The sequence below is a fragment of the Streptomyces sp. NPDC051364 genome, from assembly GCF_040682115.1.
In the GTDB taxonomy this organism is placed as follows: domain Bacteria; phylum Actinomycetota; class Actinomycetes; order Streptomycetales; family Streptomycetaceae; genus Streptomyces.
In genome coordinates, this window is record NZ_JBFBAH010000014.1 from 24,252 (window position 1) to 44,965 (window position 20,714).

The 20,714-nt window shown below is 69.8% G+C and carries 15 protein-coding genes; 7 read left to right on the forward strand and 8 right to left on the reverse strand.

Features of this window, described 5'->3' with window-relative positions; translation table 11 throughout:
- Window positions 1-8 precede the first annotated feature (8 nt).
- Window positions 9-1,499: a site-2 protease family protein gene (locus AB0M76_RS26380; protein WP_365955214.1), complete on the reverse strand. Its 1,491-nt coding sequence runs from the start codon at window positions 1,497-1,499 to the stop codon at window positions 9-11.
- Between AB0M76_RS26380 and AB0M76_RS26385 the strand changes: the two genes are divergently transcribed.
- Window positions 1,396-2,304 (forward strand): RecB family exonuclease, encoded by a 909-nt coding sequence (locus AB0M76_RS26385; protein ID WP_365955215.1) that lies wholly within the window; start codon window positions 1,396-1,398, stop codon window positions 2,302-2,304. The genes AB0M76_RS26380 and AB0M76_RS26385 overlap by 104 nt on opposite strands.
- 65 nt (window positions 2,305-2,369) lie before the next feature.
- Complete coding sequence (locus AB0M76_RS26390) at window positions 2,370-3,044, forward strand: response regulator transcription factor (protein ID WP_266668613.1); 675 nt, start codon at window positions 2,370-2,372, stop codon at window positions 3,042-3,044.
- A gap of 89 nt (window positions 3,045-3,133) precedes the next feature.
- Here the strand turns inward: AB0M76_RS26390 and AB0M76_RS26395 are convergent, their stop codons facing one another.
- The 4 genes from AB0M76_RS26395 to metH all read right to left on the reverse strand — a co-directional run bounded on the left by AB0M76_RS26395 (window position 3,134) and on the right by metH (window position 11,212).
- Complete coding sequence (locus tag AB0M76_RS26395; protein ID WP_365955216.1) at window positions 3,134-4,717, reverse strand: ABC transporter substrate-binding protein; 1,584 nt, start codon at window positions 4,715-4,717, stop codon at window positions 3,134-3,136.
- An 81-nt stretch (window positions 4,718-4,798) separates the two neighbouring features.
- Window positions 4,799-6,403, reverse strand: a complete 1,605-nt coding sequence (locus AB0M76_RS26400) for an ABC transporter substrate-binding protein (RefSeq protein ID WP_365955217.1) — start codon at window positions 6,401-6,403, stop codon at window positions 4,799-4,801.
- A gap of 480 nt (window positions 6,404-6,883) precedes the next feature.
- The gene (locus tag AB0M76_RS26405; protein WP_365955218.1) at window positions 6,884-7,585 is read right to left on the reverse strand and encodes an HAD family phosphatase; all 702 of its coding nucleotides are present in this window, start codon (window positions 7,583-7,585) and stop codon (window positions 6,884-6,886) included.
- A 114-nt stretch (window positions 7,586-7,699) separates the two neighbouring features.
- Window positions 7,700-11,212: a methionine synthase gene (gene metH / locus AB0M76_RS26410; RefSeq protein ID WP_365955219.1), complete on the reverse strand. Its 3,513-nt coding sequence runs from the start codon at window positions 11,210-11,212 to the stop codon at window positions 7,700-7,702.
- 278 nt (window positions 11,213-11,490) lie between these two features.
- Here metH and AB0M76_RS26415 point away from each other — a divergent pair, with 278 nt between their 5' ends.
- The 5 genes from AB0M76_RS26415 to AB0M76_RS26435 all read left to right on the forward strand — a co-directional run bounded on the left by AB0M76_RS26415 (window position 11,491) and on the right by AB0M76_RS26435 (window position 17,734).
- A complete protein-coding gene (locus AB0M76_RS26415) occupies window positions 11,491-12,258 on the forward strand; it encodes an IclR family transcriptional regulator (protein ID WP_365955220.1) in 768 nt (255 codons plus the stop codon).
- 323 nt (window positions 12,259-12,581) lie between these two features.
- Entirely contained in the window at window positions 12,582-13,364 is a 783-nt protein-coding gene (locus AB0M76_RS26420) for an MIP/aquaporin family protein (protein WP_365955221.1), read from the forward strand.
- A gap of 77 nt (window positions 13,365-13,441) precedes the next feature.
- Window positions 13,442-14,968, forward strand: a complete 1,527-nt coding sequence (glpK, locus tag AB0M76_RS26425; RefSeq protein ID WP_365955222.1) for a glycerol kinase GlpK — start codon at window positions 13,442-13,444, stop codon at window positions 14,966-14,968.
- A gap of 41 nt (window positions 14,969-15,009) precedes the next feature.
- Window positions 15,010-16,617 (forward strand): glycerol-3-phosphate dehydrogenase/oxidase, encoded by a 1,608-nt coding sequence (locus AB0M76_RS26430; RefSeq protein WP_365955223.1) that lies wholly within the window; start codon window positions 15,010-15,012, stop codon window positions 16,615-16,617.
- 127 nt (window positions 16,618-16,744) lie between these two features.
- On the forward strand, window positions 16,745-17,734 hold the full coding sequence (locus AB0M76_RS26435) for a PAC2 family protein (protein WP_365955224.1): 990 nt from the start codon (window positions 16,745-16,747) through the stop codon (window positions 17,732-17,734).
- A gap of 198 nt (window positions 17,735-17,932) precedes the next feature.
- Here AB0M76_RS26435 and mshC read toward each other — a convergent pair whose 3' ends face one another.
- The 3 genes from mshC to AB0M76_RS26450 form a co-directional block, all read right to left on the reverse strand.
- Complete coding sequence (mshC, locus tag AB0M76_RS26440) at window positions 17,933-19,162, reverse strand: cysteine--1-D-myo-inosityl 2-amino-2-deoxy-alpha-D-glucopyranoside ligase (protein ID WP_365955225.1); 1,230 nt, start codon at window positions 19,160-19,162, stop codon at window positions 17,933-17,935.
- 110 nt (window positions 19,163-19,272) lie between these two features.
- Window positions 19,273-20,139: an SCO1664 family protein gene (locus AB0M76_RS26445; RefSeq protein ID WP_365955226.1), complete on the reverse strand. Its 867-nt coding sequence runs from the start codon at window positions 20,137-20,139 to the stop codon at window positions 19,273-19,275.
- Window positions 20,103-20,693, reverse strand: a complete 591-nt coding sequence (locus AB0M76_RS26450) for a DUF3090 domain-containing protein (RefSeq protein ID WP_266668591.1) — start codon at window positions 20,691-20,693, stop codon at window positions 20,103-20,105. Before AB0M76_RS26450 ends, AB0M76_RS26445 begins: the two co-directional genes overlap by 37 nt.
- Between the last annotated feature and the right edge of the window lie 21 nt (window positions 20,694-20,714).

The following is a 20,714-nucleotide window of genomic DNA, read 5'->3' on the forward strand; positions in this document are numbered from 1 at the left end:
TATTGGCTTCAGGACTGGGGCCGCGCCATGGCCTTCACGAAGGCCCTTTCGACGTCGAGGGTGGAGAGGACGCCGTAGATCTCGCCGCCGGGTTCGACGACGAGGTATTCGGTGGCGGGGGTGGCGCGGAGGTGGTCGAGGAGTTCTTCGCCGGAGAGTTCCGCGGAAACCTTCATTCCGTCGGTGAGCTCTTGCGCGAGGGTGCTGACGTCGACCCAGGGGCGGCGGTGTTCGGGGACGGAGGCGATGGCGGTCTCGCGGACGATGGAGACGGGGGCGCCGTGGCCGTCGACGATGACGAGGGCGCGGGCGCCTGCTTCGACGGCGCGGCGCAGGGCTTCGGAGAGGGGGGTGGTGTTCTCGACGGGGACGGCGCGGCGGGTGAGGGTGCGGGCGCGGAGTTCGGGGAGGTGTTCGCGCAGGCGGGCCATGCGCAGGCTGTTTCCGGCGCCGGTCCAGATGATGGCGGCGAGGATCGCGGCGAGCAGGGCGTCCATGACGGTGTTCATTCCGCCGATGTCGTCCGTGCCTGGGCCGAGGATGCCGGTGTGGGTGAGCATCGGCAGGCCGAGGAGGACGGCGACGGCGAGGGCGCGGCCGACCCAGGCGGCGGCGATGGTGCCGGTCATGGGTTTGCCGGTGATGCCCCAGATGACGGCGCGGAGCATGCGGCCGCCGTCGAGGGGGAGGCCGGGGAGCAGGTTGAAGGCGGCGACGAGCAGGTTGGAGATCATCAGGCCGGCGAGGAGGACGCCGGGGACGCTGGCGGGGTCGACGAGTTCCATGCCGAGGTAGAAGGCGCCGGCGAGGAGGAGGGAGAGGAGGGGGCCGACGAAGGCGAGGACGAATTCGCGGCCGGGGGTCTCGGATTCCTTCTCGATCTCGGAGACTCCGCCGAAGAACTGGAGCTGGATGCGTCGCACGGGGAGTTTGAAGCGGAGGGCGGCGACGGTGTGGGCGAGTTCGTGGACGAGGACGGAGGCGTAGAAGGCGACGGCGAAGAAGAGGGAGACGAGGTAGCGGGCGGGGCCGAGGTGGGGCAGGACGCGGTCGAGCTGGTCGCCGAAGACCCAGGTGATGAGGGCGGCGACGAGGAACCAGCTGGGCGAGACGTAGACGGGGACGCCGAAGGGGCGGCCCATGAGGATGCCGCCGCCCGGTCCGGGGCGCTTGGCTGCGCGCTCGCCGGTTTCGTCGGTGTCTGCCACGGGTGTCCTTCGTTCGGTGCTGTCCGGCGGGGTGCGGCCGGCGGTGCTTTCAGTGTGGTTCAGGCGCACGGTCGGTGCGGGGCGGGGTGCGTGGTGGCGCGGTGTGATGCTCCGATCATGCAGTGCGAGGGGGCTCGGCGTCGATGGTATGCGCGCGCTGTCGGTGGCGGGTCGTAGGGTTTTGTCCATGACGACGAGCCCCGGTCCGGTTCCTGGCGCAGCCGATGCCGATGCAGCGCCGAGCGCTGTGGCGCCTACTTCGCTGTCCCCTTCGCGGGCGAGCGATTTCATGCAGTGCCCGCTGCTGTACCGGTTCCGGGTGATCGACAGGCTGCCGGAGAAGCCGAGTGCTGCGGCGACGCGGGGCACGCTGGTGCATGCGGTGCTGGAGCGGTTGTTCGATCATCCGGCGCAGGAGCGGACGGCGCCGCGGGCGAAGGCGCTGGTTCCGGGGCAATGGGACCGGCTGCTGGAGTCGAAGCCGGAGCTGGTGGAGCTGTTCCCGGAGGGGGACGAGGGGGCGGGGCTGGCGCGCTGGCTGACGGAGGCCGAGGCGCTGGTGGAGCGGTGGTTCACGCTGGAGGACCCGACGCGGCTGGAACCGGTGGAGCGGGAGTTCTTCGTGGAGACGGAGCTGGAGTCGGGGCTGCGGCTGCGCGGGATCATCGACCGGGTGGATGTGGCTCCGTCGGGTGAGGTGCGGATCGTCGACTACAAGACGGGCAAGGCGCCGCGGCCGGAGTACGCCGAGGGTGCGCTGTTCCAGATGAAGTTCTATGCGCTGGTGGTGTGGCGGCTGAAGCAGGTGGTGCCGCGGCGGCTCCAGCTGGTGTATCTGGGTAGTGGGGACGTGCTGACGTACGACCCGGTGATCGCGGATCTGGAGCGGGTGGAGCGCAAGCTGCTGGCGCTGTGGGAGGCGATCAAGGAGGCGACGGAGACGGGCGAGTGGCGGCCGCGCCCGACGAAGCTGTGCGGCTGGTGCGATCACCAGGCGGTGTGTCCGGAGTTCGGGGGGACTCCCCCGGCCTATCCTCTGATGATCATCCCGAGGCCGGGGGCGGAGGCGGGGGCGGGCCGCCCCGAGGAATCCTGACGGGCCGATCGGGGCAGAATGGGCGGCGTCCGTCGTTGCCGCCGTACGAATACGAGGTACCCCCTGTGGCGATCCGCGTCCTACTGGTCGACGACCAGCCGCTGCTGCGCACCGGCTTCCGGATGATCCTGGAGGCCGAACAGGACCTGGCGGTCGTCGGGGAGGCCGGGGACGGTCTGCAGGCGCTGGACCAGGTGCGGGCGCTGCAGCCCGATGTGGTGCTGATGGACATCCGGATGCCCCGGATGGACGGGGTGGAGGCGACGCGGCAGATCACCGGTCCGGGCCGGGACGGGCCGGCGAAGGTGCTCGTGCTGACCACGTTCGATCTGGACGAGTACGTGGTGGAGGCGCTGCGGGCGGGGGCGAGCGGGTTCCTGCTGAAGGATGCGCCGGCCGTCGAGCTGGTGCAGGCGATCCGGGTGGTGGCGGGCGGCGAGGCGATGCTGGCGCCGAGCATCACGCGGCGGCTGCTGGACAAGTACGCGGGCCACTTGCCGTCGGGCGACGACAGCGTGCCGGACACCTTGGGGACGCTGACCGAGCGGGAGGTCGAGGTGCTGAAGCTGGTGGCGCGGGGCCTGTCGAACGCGGAGATCGCGGCGGACCTGTTCGTGAGCGAGACGACGGTGAAGACGCATGTGGGGCACGTGCTGACGAAGCTGGGCCTGCGCGACCGGGTCCAGGCGGCGGTGTACGCGTACGAGAGCGGTCTGGTGCGGCCGGGCGCGGGGCAGTAACGCGCCGGGCAGGACCGGGCCGGGAGCGGCCGAAGAGGCCGGCAGCCGCACGATGCGGCTGCCGGCCCCTTCGCCGTACCGGGTACGGGTCAGCCCTTGCTGATCTCCCAGAAGCGGAAGACGGTGGAGGCGTCGAGCGACCACTGCAGGCCCGTCACGTTCTGGCGGGTGACGGCGTACTGCTTGCCCTGCCAGAGCGGGAGGATCGGGACCTCGTCGGCGACGATGTCCTGGAGGCGGTTGTAGTCGACGGTGGCCGCGGTGCGGTCGGACTTCGTGGAGGTCGACGGAATGATGGTCCCGGAGATCTCCTTGTTGTCGTAGTTGTTGCGCAGGACGTTGTCCGGGCCGAAGAACGGCTGCGTGAAGTTGTCGGCGTCCGGGTAGTCGGGGACCCAGCCCTTCACGTACACGCCGTACTTGCCGTCCTGGATGTCCTTCTCGTACTGCCCGAACTCGACGGACTTGACGTCGGCCTCGAAGAGCCCGCTGTCGTTGAGCTGCTTGGCGATGAGCTGGAATTCCTGGTCCGTGGACGGGCCGTAGCGGGTGGGCGTCGAGTACAGGGTGATCTTCACCTTGTCCTTGATGCCGGCGGCGCGCAGGACGGCTTCGGCCTTCTTCGGCTGCGGGCTGCCGCCGTAGCGGTCGAAGAAAGCGGTGTTGTGGGAGCCGATGCCGGCCGGGACGATCGAGTACAGCGCGGTCGCAGTGCCGTCGTAGACGTCCTTGACGAGCGCTTCGCGGTCGACGAGGTAGGCGATGGCCTTGCGGATGGGGAGCTTCCCGGCGACCGGGTCGTTCATGTTGAAGACGAGGTGCTCGACTTCGGCGCCGGTGCCCTGGACGACCTCGACCTTGTGGTCCCCGGTCTTGGTGGAGGACATGCTCGCGATGTCCTTGGCGGCGAGGCCGCGGAAGGCGAAGTCGACCTCGCCGCTTTCCAGGACCCTCTTGAGGGCGGCCTGGTCCTCGTTGAAGAACTTGAGGGTGACGCCGGTGTTCTTGGCCTTGGCCTTGCCGCTGTAGGAGTCGTTGACGGAGAAGCTTGCGCTCTTCTCGCTCATCGAGTCCAGCTTGTAGACGCCGGAGCCGACGGCCTTGCCGTCGGCGCGGAGCTTGTCGGCCGGGTACTCGCTGTGGTCGACGATGGAGCCCGCGCCCGATGCGATCTTGCTGGGGAAGGTCGCGTCGGACGTCTTGAGGCGGAAGACGACGGTCTTCTCGTCGGGGGTGTCGATGCCGGCGATCGAGGACAGCATCACGGCGGGGCCGTTGGCGTCATTGATCTTCAGCGTGCGCTCGAAGGAGAACTTGACGTCCTTGGAGGTGAGGGCGTGGCCGTTGCTGAACTTCAGGCCGGTGCGCAGGGTGCACTTGTAGAGCTTGCTGTCGCCGCCTTCGAAGTTGCAGGCCTGGGCGGCGTCGGGCTCGGGGGTGGTGCCGCCCTTGGGGAAGCTCAGCAGGGACTGGAAGACGTTGTTGAAGAGCAGCCAGGACCCCGGGTCGTAACCCGATGCGGGGTCGGTGGACTTCACCTTGTCGGATATGCCCATGACCACACCCTTGCCGCCGCCGGCGGTGGGGCTGCCGGTCGAACCGCAACCGCTGAGCAGCGCGGCGGCGGTGGCTGCGCCGAGCGGAGCCGCCAACCACTGGTTACGTCGATTCACGCGAACGTCCTTCACAGTCTCACTGTTTCGTTCCGCCGGCCTGCGACACCCGCCGCCGGTTGCTGCCGGTTGCTGCCGGTCTCAGCCGCTGACACCGCGGCCGAGTTCCCACAGCTGGAGGTCGGAGATGGCGTTGACCGACCACTCCACTCCGGTGATCCCGTCGCGTGCGGCGACGTACTGCTTGCCCTGCCACAGCGGCAGGACGGGCACGTCCTCGGCGACGATGTCCTGCATCTCCGTGATCGCGGGGACGGCGACGTTGCGGTCGACGGCGCGCCGGGAGTCGGGGATGAGCTTGGTGCGCACCGCGGCGTTGGCGTACGGCGTGCCCAGGAAGTTGTCCTGCTCGAGGAAAGGAGCGAGGAAGTTGTCGGCGTCGGGGTAGTCGGGGAACCAGCCGAGCCCGTAGGCGGCGTAGTCGCCCTTCTTCTGCGCGGGCCGGAAGTCGGACCATTCGGAGCCCTGGACGGTGACGTCGAACAGCTGGGTGGAGTTCAGCTGGTTCTTCAGCGTCTCGAACTCGGTGGCCGTGCCGTCGCCGTAGTGGTCCTTGGTGTAGTTCAGCGTCAGCTTGACCGGGGTCTTGATCCCGGCGCTCTTCAGCAGGTCGGCGGCCTTCGCGGTGTTGGCTTCGCCGTACTTGTTGAAGAAGGAGTTGACGTGGCCCGTCAGGGTGGTGGGGACCAGCGAGTACAGGGGCTGCGCGGACTTGCCGTAGACCTTGTCGATGATCGCGTTGCGGTCGACGGCGGCGGCGAGGGCCTGGCGTACGGCCTTGTCCTTGACGGCCGGGGCCTCGGTGTTGAATCCGATGTAGCGGATCTCCAGGCCGGGCATCGGTACCAGCTTGACGCCCTTGGGCGGCTTGGCGGCGAACTCGGTGATCTGGGCGGGCGACAGGGTGCGGGAGACCATCTGGATGGATCCGGCGGTGAGTGCCTTGCCCATGGCCGCGGAGTCGTTGAAGGTGTGCAGTTCGACCTTGTCGTTCTGCAGCTTGAGGTCGCCCTTGTAGTGCGGGTTCTTGCTGAAGACGGCGCGGACGAGGTGGTCGTCCTTGACCTCGGCCTTCATCGTGTACGGGCCGGAGCCGTCGACGGAGAAGCCCTCGCGGAGCTTCTTGGCGTCGTAGTTCTTCTCGCTCACGATGCCGGCGGCGGGGGTGGAGAGCTTCTGCGGGAAGGTCGCGTCCGGGGTCTTCAGGTGGAAGACGACGGTGTCGGCGGCCTTCACCTCGACGGTGTCGACGGTGGAGAGCAGCGAGGAGGGGCCGTTCTCGTCCTTGATGGCGAGGACGCGCTCGATGGAGAACTTGACGTCCTTCGCGGTGAGCGGCTGGCCGTCGGCGAACTTGAGGTCGGGCCGCAGGGTGCAGCGGTAGCTCTCGTTGCCGGTGTCGGTGAAGCGGCAGTCGGAGGCTGCTTCGGGGACGGGCTGGCCGCCGCCGCGGGGGGTGTGCATCAGCGTCTGGACGGTCTGCCGCAGGACGTTCCAGGCGCCGGCGTCGTAGGCGTAGGCCGGGTCGAACGGTGCGGGAGCGTAGTCGGCTGCCTCGAACCGGTCGGTGGTGCCGACGACGATCGCTCCGGATCCTGCTCCGCCTCCGCTCGTGCTGCCGCATGCGGCGAGCGCGGGGGTGAGCAGTCCGGCCGCAGCCGTCAGCACCAGGGTCTTGCGGTTCATGCTGGAAGTACTCCCTTGACCGGCACTTGCTCAAAGCGGCGTAAAGGGCACTTCGCGGCGGTCGCCCGTTCAGGGCGGAACGATCGGGCCGGTGTTGTGACGATCGGTCCACGCGGTCCCGGCACATAGGTGTGTGTCCGGGTCAGCAGAGGTGCGGCGTAGTGCCCGCGTCGACATTAGTGGCCTGGGACGGGATGGCTTGAACTGGCAGGACTTGGGGCGTAATCGCACGGTGATGGGTGCGGACTGCCTGTCCATGTGGGAGTCACCGCAGATTCGGTCAGGAGCTGATCAATCCGGACACAAGGGAAGCTTTCCGTGCCCTTGGACAGGTCCATAGGGGGCTTGGCGCGTGACAAAGGTCACCCGGGACAACCGCCAGGGAAAGGATGGAATTTCAGCCTCCGGGCCATGGAACGGAAAATCCTTCCGCGGGACCTCGGTCTGGCGGGTGTTCCGTTCGGCACTGAGCGTGTGCGATCAGTTCATCGGAGTGATGAGGGAGCGCAGGAACGGAAGGTCGACGTCCTCCAGCGAGCGCACGATGGTGCGGCCCGGGGCGGGCGCGATGACGCCGACCGAGGGGACGGCCACGACCCGGCAGCCGGCAGCCTCGGCGGAGGCGACGCCGGTCGCGGTGTCCTCGATGACCGCGCAGCGCGACGGGTGCGCGCCGAGGGTGCGGGCGGCCAGCAGGTACGGGTCGGGGTGCGGCTTGGTACGGGCCACCTCGTCGCCGGCCACGCTCAGCGCGAACCGCTCGGGGCCCAGCGAGCGCAGCACCCGGTCGATGACGCGGCGGTGCGAGGCGGAGACGAGGGCGGTGGGCACGTTGTGCCGGGCCAGCTCGGCCAGCAGCCGCTCGGCGCCCGGCATCAGCGGGACCTGGTCGGCGATCCGCGCCTCGAAGCGCTCGTTGAGCAGGACGCTCAGCTCCGAAAGGGTGATGGCGGCGCCGGTGGACTCGATGAGGAAGGTGGCGCTGCGGGTCATGGGCCCGCCGACGACGATGTCGCGCCAGGCCTCGTCGAGCCGGTGACCGAGCTCGCCGAAGACGTCCACCTCGATCTCCCACCAGAAACCCTCGGTGTCGACGAGGGTGCCGTCCATGTCGAGCAGCACCGCCTGCAGGGCATGCCCGTCGGCCGTACGGGCGACGGGCGCGGGAACGGTGCTGGTCATCCGGCACACCTCTTTCAGGGGACGAGAAGGCCGGTCACCTCTTCCCCATGGGGCATCCCCCGGGGGAACAGGCGACCGGCCTGTATGGGACCGACAAGTGTACGTCGGTCCGCGTCAGCGTGCGTTGAAATACTTCGCTTCGGGGTGGTGGATGACGATCGCGTCGGTGGACTGCTCCGGGTGGAGCTGGAACTCCTCGGAGAGGTGGACGCCGATCCGCTCCGGCTGGAGGAGGTCGGCGATCTTGGCGCGGTCCTCCAGGTCGGGGCAGGCGCCGTAGCCGAGCGAGAAGCGGGCGCCGCGGTACTTCAGGTCGAACATGTCCTCGACCGCGGCCGGGTCCTCGCCGCCGAAGCCCAGCTCGGCGCGGACGCGGGCGTGCCAGTACTCGGCCATGGCCTCGGCGAGCTGCACCGACAGGCCGTGCAGCTCCAGGTACTCGCGGTAGGAGTCGGACTCGAACAGCTTGGCCGTGGCCTCACCGATCTTCGACCCGACGGTGACGACCTGGAGGCCGACGACGTCCGTCTCGCCGGACTCCTCCGGGCGGAAGAAGTCGGCGAGGCACAGGCGGCGGCCGCGGCGCTGGCGCGGGAAGGTGAAGCGGGTCCGCTCGTTCCCGTCGTCGTCGAGGATGATCAGGTCCTCGCCCTTGGACACGCAGGGGAAGTAGCCGTAGACCACCGCGGCCTCGAGCAGGTTCTCGGTGTGCAGCTTGTCGAGGAGGCCGCGCAGCCGCGGCCGGCCCTCGCTCTCGACGAGCTCCTCGTACGTGGCACCGCCGGCGCGGGCCTGCTTGAGGCCCCACTGGCCCTTGAAGAGGGCGCCCTCGTCCAGCCAGGAGGCGTAGTCCTTGAGCGGGATGCCCTTGACCACGCGGGTGCCCCAGAACGGCGGGGTCGGGACCGGGTTGTCGATCGCGACGTCGGAGCGGCCGCCCGGCTCCTCGGGCTCCTCCGCCCGGAGGACCGGGGTGTCCCGCTTGGCCACTCGGCGCTGCTTCAGCTCGGGCAGGGAGGCGCCCGGCACGCCGCGCTTGACGGCGATGAGGGCGTCCATCAGGCGCAGGCCCTCGAAGGCGTCGCGGGCGTAGCGGACTTCGCCTTCGTAGATTTCGTGGAGGTCCTGTTCGACGTAGGCGCGGGTCAGCGCGGCGCCGCCGAGGATGACCGGGTAGTCGGCGGCCAGCTTGCGCTGGTTGAGCTCCTGCAGGTTCTCCTTCATGATCACGGTCGACTTCACCAGCAGACCGGACATGCCGATCACGTCGGCCCTGTGCTCCTGCGCGGCCTCCAGGATCGCGGAGACCGGCTGCTTGATGCCGATGTTCACGACGTTGTAGCCGTTGTTGGTCAGGATGATGTCGACCAGGTTCTTGCCGATGTCATGGACGTCACCGCGCACGGTCGCGAGGACGATGGTGCCCTTGCCCTCGTCGTCGGTCTTCTCCATGTGCGGCTCGAGGTAGGCGACCGCCGTCTTCATGACCTCGGCCGACTGCAGCACGAACGGCAGCTGCATCTGGCCGGAGCCGAACAGCTCACCGACGACCTTCATGCCCTCCAGCAGGGTGTCGTTGACGATGTCCAGGGCCGGGCGGGTCTGAAGGGCCTCGGCGAGGTCGGTCTCCAGGCCGTTCTTCTCACCGTCGATGATCCGCCGCTGCAGCCGCTCGTCCAGCGGCAGCGCGAGGAGTTCCTCGGCGCGGCCGGCCTTCATCGACTTGGTGTTCACACCCTCGAACAGGGCCATCAGCTTCTGCAGCGGGTCGTAACCCTCGGCGCGCCGGTCGTAGATCAGGTCCAGGGCGGTGGTGACCTGCTCCTCGTCGAACCGGGCGATCGGCAGGATCTTCGACGCGTGCACGATCGCCGAATCCAGCCCCGCCTTGACGCACTCGTCAAGGAACACCGAGTTCAGCAGCACACGGGCAGCCGGGTTCAGGCCGAAGGAGATGTTCGACAGGCCCAGGGTGGTCTGGACGTCCGGGTGGCGGCGCTTGAGCTCGCGGATCGCCTCGATCGTGGCGATGCCGTCACCCCGGGACTCCTCCTGACCGGTGCAGATGGTGAAGGTCAGGGTGTCGATGAGGATGTCCGACTCATGGATCCCCCAATTCCCCGTCAGGTCGTCGATGAGGCGTTCGGCGATGGCGACCTTGTGCTCGACGGTACGGGCCTGGCCCTCCTCGTCGATGGTCAGCGCGATCAGCGCCGCCCCGTGCTCCCGCGCCAGCCCGGTCACCTTCGCGAAACGCGACTGGGGACCGTCACCGTCCTCGTAGTTCACCGAGTTGATGACCGCGCGCCCGCCCAGCTTCTCCAGACCCGCCTGGATCACGGGAACCTCGGTGGAGTCCAGCACGATCGGCAGCGTCGAGGCCGTCGCGAAACGGCCCGCCAGCTCCTCCATGTCCGCGACACCGTCACGGCCCACGTAGTCCACACACAGGTCGAGCATGTGCGCGCCCTCACGGATCTGATCGCGCGCCATCTCCACACAGTCGTCCCAGCGGGCATCCAGCATCGCCTCACGGAACTTCTTCGACCCGTTCGCGTTCGTCCGCTCACCGATCGCCATGTACGAGGTGTCCTGCCGGAACGGCACCGTCTGATAGAGGGAGGCCGCGCCGGGCTCGGGCTGGGGGGTGCGCTGGGTGATGGCCGTGCCGCGGACCCGCTCCACGACCTGCCGCAGGTGTTCGGGCGTGGTGCCGCAGCAGCCGCCGACCAGGGAGAGCCCGTACTCGCGGACGAAGGTCTCCTGGGCGTCGGCGAGCTCGGGGGCGCTCAGCGGGTAGTGCGCGCCGTCCTTGGTCAGGACGGGCAGGCCGGCGTTGGGCATGCAGGAGAGCGGGATGCGGGCGTTGCGCGCCAGGTAGCGCAGGTGCTCGCTCATCTCGGCAGGGCCGGTGGCGCAGTTCAGGCCGATCATGTCGATGCCCAGCGGCTCGAGCGCCGTCAGCGCCGCACCGATCTCCGACCCCAGCAGCATCGTGCCGGTCGTCTCCACCGTCACCGAACAGATCAGCGGGACGGTAACGCCGAGTGCCTCCATGGCGCGGCGGGCGCCGATGATGGAGGACTTGGTCTGGAGCAGGTCCTGTGTGGTCTCGACGAGCAGCGCGTCGGCGCCGCCGGAGATCAGGCCCTCGGCGTTGACCTGGTAGGCGTCGCGGATCTGGGCGTAGGTGATGTGGCCGAGGGTGGGCAGCTTGGTGCCGGGGCCGATGGAGCCCAGGACCCAGCGCTGCTGCCCGGTGGAGGCGGTGAACTCGTCGGCGACCTCGCGGGCGATGCGGGCGCCGGCCTCGGAGAGCTCGAAGTTGCGTTCGGCGATGTCGTACTCGGCGAGCGCGGCGTAGTTCGCACCGAAGGTGTTCGTCTCGACGCAGTCCACGCCCACGGAGAAGTACGCCTCGTGGACGGTGCGCACAATGTCCGGACGGGTGACGTTGAGGACCTCGTTGCATCCTTCGAGTTGCTGGAAGTCCTCCATGGAGGGGTCCTGCGCCTGGAGCATCGTTCCCATGGCTCCGTCGGCGACGACCACACGGGTGGCGAGCGCCTCTCGGAGGGCATCGGCCCGGGTCTGGGTGTCAGCGGGCGGGTTCGGCAACGAGGCCATGGTTGAGCTCCCTGGGATGCGACGGCTGTCGGCTTTGCACCCCCTCTGTGTCAAGGGTGCACGCGGCCAGGGTAACCGCGCGGCACCTGACCCGGTGAGGGTGTCCCACGTGGCGGACTGCATCCTGTGCGCGGGACGTCCGCTCGGGTGTGTCGGCTCGGGCGTGTCGCTCGGCTGGGTCGGCTCGAACGAGGCTCCGGACTGCCCAACCATGCACAAGGTCGGCATCGACCGATAGTGTTCAGCATTGTCGAACTACGTCAGCAGGAGGCTGCGCGATGGCACGGAACATCCAGTCGCTCGAACGAGCCGCTGCGATGCTGCGGCTCCTGGCGGGCGGGGAACGCCGGCTGGGCCTATCGGATGTGGCGTCCTCCCTGGGCCTGGCCAAGGGCACGGCGCACGGGATCCTGCGCACCCTGCAGGCCGAGGGCTTCGTGGAGCAGGACCCGGCCTCCGGCCGCTACCAGCTGGGCGCGGAGCTGCTGCGCCTGGGCAACAGCTACCTCGACGTGCACGAGCTGCGGGCCCGCGCCCTGGTCTGGACGGACGACCTGGCCCGGGCGAGCGGCGAGAGCGTGTACGTGGGCGTGCTGCACAAGAGCGGGGTGCTGATCATGCACCACGTGTTCCGGCCCGACGACAGCCGCCAGGTGCTGGAGGTGGGAGCCATGCAGCCGCTGCACTCCACGGCCCTGGGCAAGGTGCTGTCGGCCTACGATCCGGTCGCGCACACGCAGGCCGTGGAGGTCGAGCGGGAGGCGTTCACGCCCCGTACGGTCACCGACAGCCGGGGGTTCGAGGAGGTCCTGGAGCTGACCCGGGCGCGCGGCTGGGCCGCCGATGTCGAGGAGACCTGGGACGGCATCGCCTCGGTGGCCGCGCCCATCCACGACCGGCGCCGGATGCCGGTCGGCGCGGTGGCGGTCGCGGGTGCCGTGGAGCGGGTCTGCGGGGAGTCCAGGGAGCCCCGGGCGGCCCTGGTGGCCTCCGTACGGGACTGCGCAAGGTCGGTTTCACGCGATCTCGGGGCGGGCCGGTTCTGAGCTTGACCTGACCCCATCCGATCCACCCAGTGGCCACCTTGTGCGCCAATTGGGTGGATTTTGTCATTTTCTGATCGTTCATTGGCTTGATTTGGGCGATCGTCCGGAGTGGTAACGATCCGGTTCTTTGACCTGGTCGACCCTTGACGCGTTCTTCACCTAGGCGGAAAACTGCCGTTCATCGGTCGGCATTGTCGAACACCTACCGGCAATACGCGTTAGGGTGTGGCGAGGCCAAGGACCGGTGCAGCACTCACCGAGTGCGTGGACCACCGGAGGGACCCGGTGTCCGCCCACCCCTGGACGTACGTAAGGAGTCGCGGGTGTCCAGCTCCGACATCTTCATCGGCGAGACCATCGGTACCGCCCTGCTCACCCTGCTCGGTGGTGGCGTCTGCGCCGCCCTGACGCTCAAGAGCTCCAAGGCCCGCAACGCGGGCTGGCTCGCGATCACCTTCGGCTGGGGTTTCGCCGTACTGATCGCCGCCTACGTGGCCGCCCCGCTCTCCGGCGCGCACCTCAACCCGGCGGTCACCGTCGGCCTCGCCGTCAAGAACAGCGACTGGAACGACGTACCGGTCTACTTCGCCGGCCAGCTGCTCGGCGCAATGCTCGGCGCGGTCCTGATGTGGGTCACCTACTACGGCCAGTTCCGGGTGCACCTGGCGGACCCGGAGAACATCCGTGACGCCAAGCTCGGCCCCGAGGACCCGCACCCGCACGACCAGGCGGGCCCCGTGCTCGGGATCTTCTCCACCGGCCCCGAGATCCGCAACGTCGTCCAGAACCTCGCCACCGAGATCATCGGTACGTTCGTCCTGGTCCTGGCGATCCTCACCCAGGGCCTGCAGGACGGTGGCAAGGGCCTCGGTGTCATCGGCGTCCTGATCACCTCGTTCGTGGTCGTCGGCATCGGCCTCTCGCTGGGCGGTCCGACCGGCTACGCCATCAACCCGGTCCGCGACCTCGGTCCGCGCATCGTGCACGCCCTGCTCCCGCTGCCCAACAAGGGCGGCTCGGACTGGGGGTACTCCTGGATCCCGGTCGTCGGCCCGCTCGTCGGTGCCGTCATAGCCGGCGGTCTGTACAACATCGCGTTCGCCTGATCAGCATCGGCCCGCGCTCGTAAGATCCGCACCGCATCCTGATTCCGCCTACCCACAGACCTGCCAGGAGCAGCCACATGACCAGCAGCACCGGCCCCTTCATCGCCGCGATCGACCAGGGCACCACCTCCTCCCGCTGCATCGTGTTCGACCGCGACGGCCGCATCGTCGCCGTCGACCAGAAGGAGCACGAGCAGATCTTCCCGAAGCCGGGCTGGGTCGAGCACGACGCCACCGAGATCTGGACCAACGTCCAGGAGGTCGTCGCCGGAGCCATCGCCAAGGCCGAGATCACCGCCGCCGACGTCAAGGCCGTCGGCATCACCAACCAGCGCGAGACCACCCTCCTGTGGGACAAGAACACCGGCGAGCCGGTGCACAACGCGCTGGTCTGGCAGGACACCCGCACGGACACCCTCTGCAAGGAGCTCGGCCGCAACGTCGGCCAGGACCGCTTCCGCCGCGAGACCGGCCTGCCGCTGGCGAGCTACTTCGCCGGTCCGAAGGTCCGCTGGCTGCTGGACAACGTCGAGGGCCTGCGCGAGCGCGCCGAGGCCGGCGACATCCTGTTCGGCACCATGGACTCGTGGGTCATCTGGAACCTCACGGGCGGCGCCCAGGGCGGCGTGCACGTCACCGACGTCACCAACGCCTCGCGCACCATGCTGATGAACCTGCACACCCTGGCCTGGGACGAGAAGATCGCCGAGTCCATGGGCGTCCCGCTCAACGTCCTCCCGGAGATCAAGTCCTCCGCCGAGGTCTACGGCCACGTCAAGGAGGGCGTCCTCGCCGGTGTCCCGGTCGCCTCGGCGCTCGGTGACCAGCAGGCCGCCCTGTTCGGCCAGACCTGCTTCGCCGAGGGCGAGGCCAAGTCCACGTACGGCACCGGAACGTTCATGCTGATGAACACCGGCGACAAGATCATCAACTCCTACAGCGGCCTGCTGACCACGGTCGGCTACCAGATCGGCGACCAGCAGCCGGTCTACGCGCTGGAGGGCTCCATCGCCGTCACCGGCTCGCTCGTCCAGTGGATGCGCGACCAGATGGGCCTGATCAAGTCCGCGGCCGAGATCGAGACCCTGGCCTCCTCCGTCGAGGACAACGGCGGCGCCTACTTCGTGCCGGCCTTCTCCGGTCTGTTCGCCCCGTACTGGCGCTCCGACGCCCGCGGTGTGATCGCCGGCCTGACCCGGTACGTCACCAAGGCGCACATCGCCCGCGCCGTCCTGGAGGCCACCGCCTGGCAGACCCGTGAGATCACCGACGCCATGACCAAGGACTCGGGCGTCGAGCTCGCGGCCCTGAAGGTCGACGGCGGCATGACCTCCAACAACCTGCTGATGCAGACGCTCTCGGACTTCCTGGACGCCCCCGTGGTGCGCCCGATGGTCGCCGAGACCACCTGCCTCGGCGCCGCCTACGCCGCCGGCCTGGCCGTCGGCTTCTGGCCCGACACCGACGCCCTGCGCGCCAACTGGCGCCGCGCGGCGGAGTGGACCCCGCGGATGCCCGCCGAGCAGCGGGACCGCGAGTACAAGAGCTGGCTCAAGGCCGTGGAGCGGTCCATGGGCTGGGTCGACGACGAAGACGCCAGCTGACCGCACTCAGCTGAGTCAATCGACGAGGAGCTAAGAGAGATATGAGCATCCCGCAGAGCGTGACCGCACTGGGCACGCACCCGACCGCCGGCTCGAACCCGAGCCGCGCCGAGACCCGTGAGCAGCTGGCCAAGGCCACGTACGACCTGCTGGTCATCGGCGGTGGAATCCTGGGCACCTCGGTGGCCTGGCACGCCGCGCAGTCGGGTCTGCGGGTCGCCATGGTGGACGCCGGCGACTTCGCCGGCGCCACCTCCTCCGCCTCCTCCAAGCTCGTCCACGGCGGGCTGCGCTACCTGCAGACCGGCGCGGTCAAGCTGGTCGCCGAGAACCACCACGAGCGCCGGGTGCTGGCCAAGGACGTGGCCCCGCACCTGGTCAACCCGCTCACCTTCTACCTGCCCGTCTACAAGGGCGGGCCGGTCGGCGCGGCGAAGCTGGGCGCGGGCGTGTTCGCGTACTCGGCGCTCTCGGCCTTCGGCGACGGCATCGGCAAGGTCATCTCGCCGGCCCGCGCCGCCGCCGACAACCCGGGCCTGAAGACGGACAACCTCAAGGCCGTCGCGGTCTACTACGACCACCAGATGAACGACTCCCGCGTCGCCGTCATGACGGTCCGCGCGGCCGTCGAGTCGGGCGCGGTCGTCCTCAACCACGCCGAGGTCACCGGCCTGCGCATGACGCGCGGCCGGGTCTCCGGCGCCGAGCTCAAGGACCGCCTCGACGGCACCGAGTTCGGGGTGGACGCGCGCGTCGTGCTCAACGCCACCGGCCCGTGGGTGGACCACCTGCGGCGCATGGAAGACAAGCACTCGATGCCGTCGATCCGCCTCTCCAAGGGCGCGCACATCGTCATGAAGCGCAAGTCGCCGTGGAAGGCCGCCATGGCCACCCCGATCGACAAGTACCGCATCACCTTCGCCCTCCCGTGGGAGGACCAGCTGCTGCTCGGCACCACCGACGAGGTGTACGAGGGCGACCCGGCGGACGTGCGCGCCACCGAGTCCGACATCCAGCAGATCCTGGACGAGGCGGCCTTCTCGGTGAAGGACGCGGACCTGGACCGCTCCTTGATGACGTACGCCTTCGCGGGCCTGCGGGTGCTGCCCGGCGGCCCCGGCGGCGTGGAGAAGGCCAAGCGCGAGACGGTCGTCTCCGAGGGCGCCGGCGGCATGCTGTCGGTGGCCGGCGGCAAGTGGACGACGTACCGGCACATCGGCCGCGTCGTCATGGACAAGCTGGCCAAGCTGCCCGGCAGCCCGCTCACCGACGACATGGAGCCGGTGAAGTCGCTCGTACGCCGGGTGCCGCTGCCCGGTGTCGCCAACCCGAACGCCGTCGCGCACCGCCTGCTGGTGGACCGCGAGCCCGGCACGCGGATGGACCCGCTGACCGCCCGCCACCTGGCCTCCCACTACGGCTCGCTGGCCTTCGACATCGCGCGCCTGGCGAACGAGGACCCGGCGCTGGCCGAGCGGATCCACCCGGACGGCCCGGAGATCTGGGCGCAGGTCGCCTACGCCCGCGACAACGAGTGGGCCGAGACGGTCGACGACGTGCTGCGCCGCCGCACCACGGTGACGGTCCGCGGCCTGGACGACGACACCGTGCGCGCGCGGGTCGAGGAGATGCTGAGCCGCAAGGCATAGCTCACACGCAGGTGGGGAAGAGGGGCGGTTCCGAGGGGAACCGCCCCTCTGTCGTGGGCTGTGGCTGGTGTCGTCTCAAGGCTTAGGCTGACCCACGTACGCAAGGGAACTTCGGAAGGAGACCTGGGTGATCGAGCTTGAGGGCGTGCCCGAGCTGATCGACCCGGTCATGGTGGCCGCGTTCGAGGGCTGGAACGACGCGGGTGACGCGGCCTCCGGTGCGGTCGCGCACCTGGACCGGGAGTGGAAGGGCGAGGTCTTCGCGGCGCTGGACGCCGAGGACTACTACGACTTCCAGGTCAACCGGCCGACGGTGTGGCTGGACAACGGGGTACGGAAGATCACGTGGCCGACGACGAGGCTGTCGGTGGTCCGGATCGGCGGCGCGAAGCCGCGTGACCTCGTGCTCGTACGGGGAATCGAACCGTCCATGCGGTGGCGGTCGTTCTGCAACGAGATCCTGGGCTTCGCGCACGAACTGGGCGTGGAGATGGTGGTGATCCTGGGCGCGCTGCTCGGGGACACCCCGCACACGCGGCCGGTGCCGGTCAGCGGGGTCACCTCGGACCCGGACCTGGCACGCACGATGGACCTGGAGGAGACGAAGTACGAGGGCCCGACCGGGATCGTGGGCATCCTCCAGGAGGCCTGCACCCACGCCGGGGTGCCCACGGTGTCCCTGTGGGCGGCGGTCCCGCACTACGTCTCCCAGCCGCCGAACCCGAAGGCGACGCTGGCCCTGCTGAACCGGCTGGAGGATCTGATCGACATCCGGATCCCGCTGGGCGAACTCCCGGAGGACGCGCGGGCGTGGCAGCTCGGCGTGGACCAACTGGCGGCGGAGGACAGCGAGGTGGCGGAGTACGTCCAGACGCTGGAGGAGGCGCGGGACACGGCGGATCTGCCGGAGGCGTCGGGCGACGCCATCGCCCGGGAGTTCGAGCGGTACCTGCGGCGCCGCGACCCGGCGGCGCCCTCGGCCGAACCGGGCGACGGCTCGTACCTCCGCGACACGAGCAGCGGCCTGACCCGCCCCCCGAAGCGCAAGCCGGACCCCGAGCCGGGTACGGACCCGGAACCCCCGGCCCCCGACGAGGACGACACCCCGGACGCGTAGCCGGCCCTCGAACGCCGGACGGGCTGTCTGCAGCCCCGCCGGCGTTCGAGGCGCGGGGTCCGGGGCGGAGCCCCTGGGGCACCTCCCCGCGGTAGCCGGGGGAGGAACGGCCCCGCGGGCCGGGCATGGCGATGCCCCCGCCCGGGAGGGCAGGGGCATCGGCAGTGCAGCTGCGGGGCCAGAAGGGGCTGGAAGGGGTTAGAGGGCCACGCCCAGGAGGGCGTCGACCGTCCGGGAGACCAGACCCGGCGCCGACTCGTCATCCCCGTCGGAGGCGTTCTGCGCGTCGACCCAGCGGTCCACGGCCGCAAGCGCAGCGGGCGCGTCCAGGTCGTTCGCCAGCGCCTCGCGGACCTCCTCGACGAGCGCGTCCGCCGGCAGGCCGTCCGGCCGGGACACGGCCGCGCGCCAGCGCTCCAGGCGGGCCACCGCCTGCTCGAGGACCTCGTCCGTCCACTCCCAGTCGGCCCGGTAGTGGTGCGAGAGCAGGGCGAGGCGGATCGCCGCCGGGTCCACCCCGGCGCGCCGCAGCGCGGAGACGAAGACCAGGTTGCCCTTCGACTTCGACATCTTCTCGCCGTGCAGCGCGACCATGCCCGCGTGCACGTACGCCTTGGCCATCGGGAACTCCCCCGTCAGCACCTGTGCGTGCGAGGCGCCCATCTCGTGGTGCGGGAACGCCAGGTCGGAGCCGCCGCCCTGGATGTCGAAGCCCATGCCCAGGTGGTCCAGGGCGATGGCGACGCACTCGATGTGCCAGCCGGGCCGGCCGCGGCCCAGGGAGGCGCCTTCCCAGCTCGGCTCTCCCGGACGCGCCGCCATCCACAGCATCGGGTCCAGCGGGTTCTTCTTCCCCGAGCGCTCGGGGTCGCCGCCGCGCTCCGCAGACAGCAGCCGCATCGCCTCGGCGTCCAGGTTGGAGACCTTGCCGAAGTTCGCGTCGGACTCGACCGAGAAGTAGATGTCCCCGTCCAGCTCGTACGCCGCGCCGGCGTCCCGCAGCCGCTCCACCAGCGGCACGATGCCCGGTATGGCCTCGACGGCACCGATGTACTGCTGCGGGGGCAGCATCCGCAGGGCGGTCATGTCCTCGCGGAAGAGAGCCGTCTCGCGCTCCGCGAGCTCGGTCCAGTCCAGGTTGTCGCGCAGCGCCCGCTCCAGCAGCGGATCGTCCACGTCCGTCACGTTCTGGACGTAGTGAACCTGCCGCTTGGTGTCGAGCCACACGCGTTGCACGAGGTCGAACGCGTTGTAGGTCGCCGCGTGACCGATGTGGGTCGCGTCGTACGGAGTGATGCCGCAGACGTAGATACGGGCGACGGGACCGGGGGCGAGGGTGATCGTCCCCTGGGTCGCGGTGTCGTGGATCTGGAGGTCGCGGCCCTTGCCAGGCAGGGCGGGGACCTCAGAAGCGGGCCAGGCATGCATGTCTCGAGCCTAACCGGACGCGTGTTCCGAAAACGAACCGGACCTGCACTGTTGGCTTGATCAGCACTCTTGCGATCTGGCCGATTCTGTGCGTGCCGGGTCCGGCCGGTTCAGACCGGCGGCCAGGGGATCGCGGGCCACTGCCCGGACGGCTGCGGATGCACCCCGGTGCGCAGCAGATGGGCCACGCGGGCCCGTACGGCGGCCAGCTCGACCGGTGTGATCAGTTCGGCCAACCGGGCGGCGAGCGGCTCCCCGTCGGCCAGCCGGGCGGCCAGGGAGGCCAGCACCTCGCGCGCCTCGCCGGTCAGCGGTTCGCCCGCCCAGCCCCACAGCAGGGTCCGCAGCTTGTCCTCGCGGTGGAAGGTCACGCCGTGGTCGATGCCGTAGAGCCGCCCGTCGGGCGCGGGCAGCAGGTGGCCGCCCTTGCGGTCGCCGTTGTTGATCACGGCGTCGAAGACGGCGAGCCGGCGCAGCCGCAGGTCGTCGGCGTGCACGAGCAGCGCGGTGCGGCCCTCCCCGACGTCGGCGAGGGCGACCGGCTTCCAGCCCTCCCCCGCCTCCTCGCCCTCGACGAGGGCCAGCAGGCCGCTCTCGTCCGACTCCGCGGCGTCTTCCGGCCCGTCCTCGGCGGGCGCGGACTCGATCCACTGCTGGACCATGCCCTCGCCGTACGGACCGTCGCGCAGCACGGTCGGCGGCACCAGGCCCCATCCCGTGGCCTCGGAGATCAGGTAGGCGGCGACTTCCCGCTGCGCGAGGTTCCCGTCGGGGAAGTCCCACAGCGGGCGCTCCCCCTTGACCGGCTTGTACACGCAGTCGGCGCTGGCGTCCCCGTACGTCACCGTGCACACCAGCACGGCGTTGGACGCCTCGCGGATCCGCCCGACGACGGTGAGCTCGCCCTTGGCGAGCAGCTCCTCAAGTTCCCCCGTGGCGGTCACGCCTGGCGCCGGTAGCCGTTCTGGCGCGGGCACACGTGGCCCTCGGGATCCAGCGGCAGGCTGCACAGCGGGCACGGCGGCCGGCCGGCGTTGACCACGTCCAGGGCCCGCTTGGCGAAGGCCCGGGCCTGGGCGCCGGTGAGGCGGACCCGCAGCATCGGCGGGCCGTTCTCCTCGTCCTGGAGCAGCCGCTCCTCCGCCTCGGCGAGATCCTCCTCCGAGTCGGCGTCGAGTTCCACCAGAGCCTGCGCCTCGACGATCATCCGCTGTTCCTCGCCGTCCCAGGCCAGGGCCATGGTGCCGACGCGGAATTCCTCGTCGACCGGAACGTCCAGCGGCGCGGTGTCGGTGGCCTCGGCGGGGGCGACGGCCGGGACCGGGGCATTGCCGCCGGTGCGCCGTACGACCTCGTCCAGCAGCTCGTCCATCCGCTCGGCCAGCGCCGCGACCTGGGTCTTCTCCAGGGATACGCTGGTGACGCGGGGGCCGGACGAGGCCTGCAGGAAGAACGTACGGCGTCCCGGAAGGCCGACCGTGCCGGCCACGAAGCGGTCCGGCGGATCGTAGAGGAACACCTGACGGGGCACGTCCAGTCTCCAAGTCTCGGC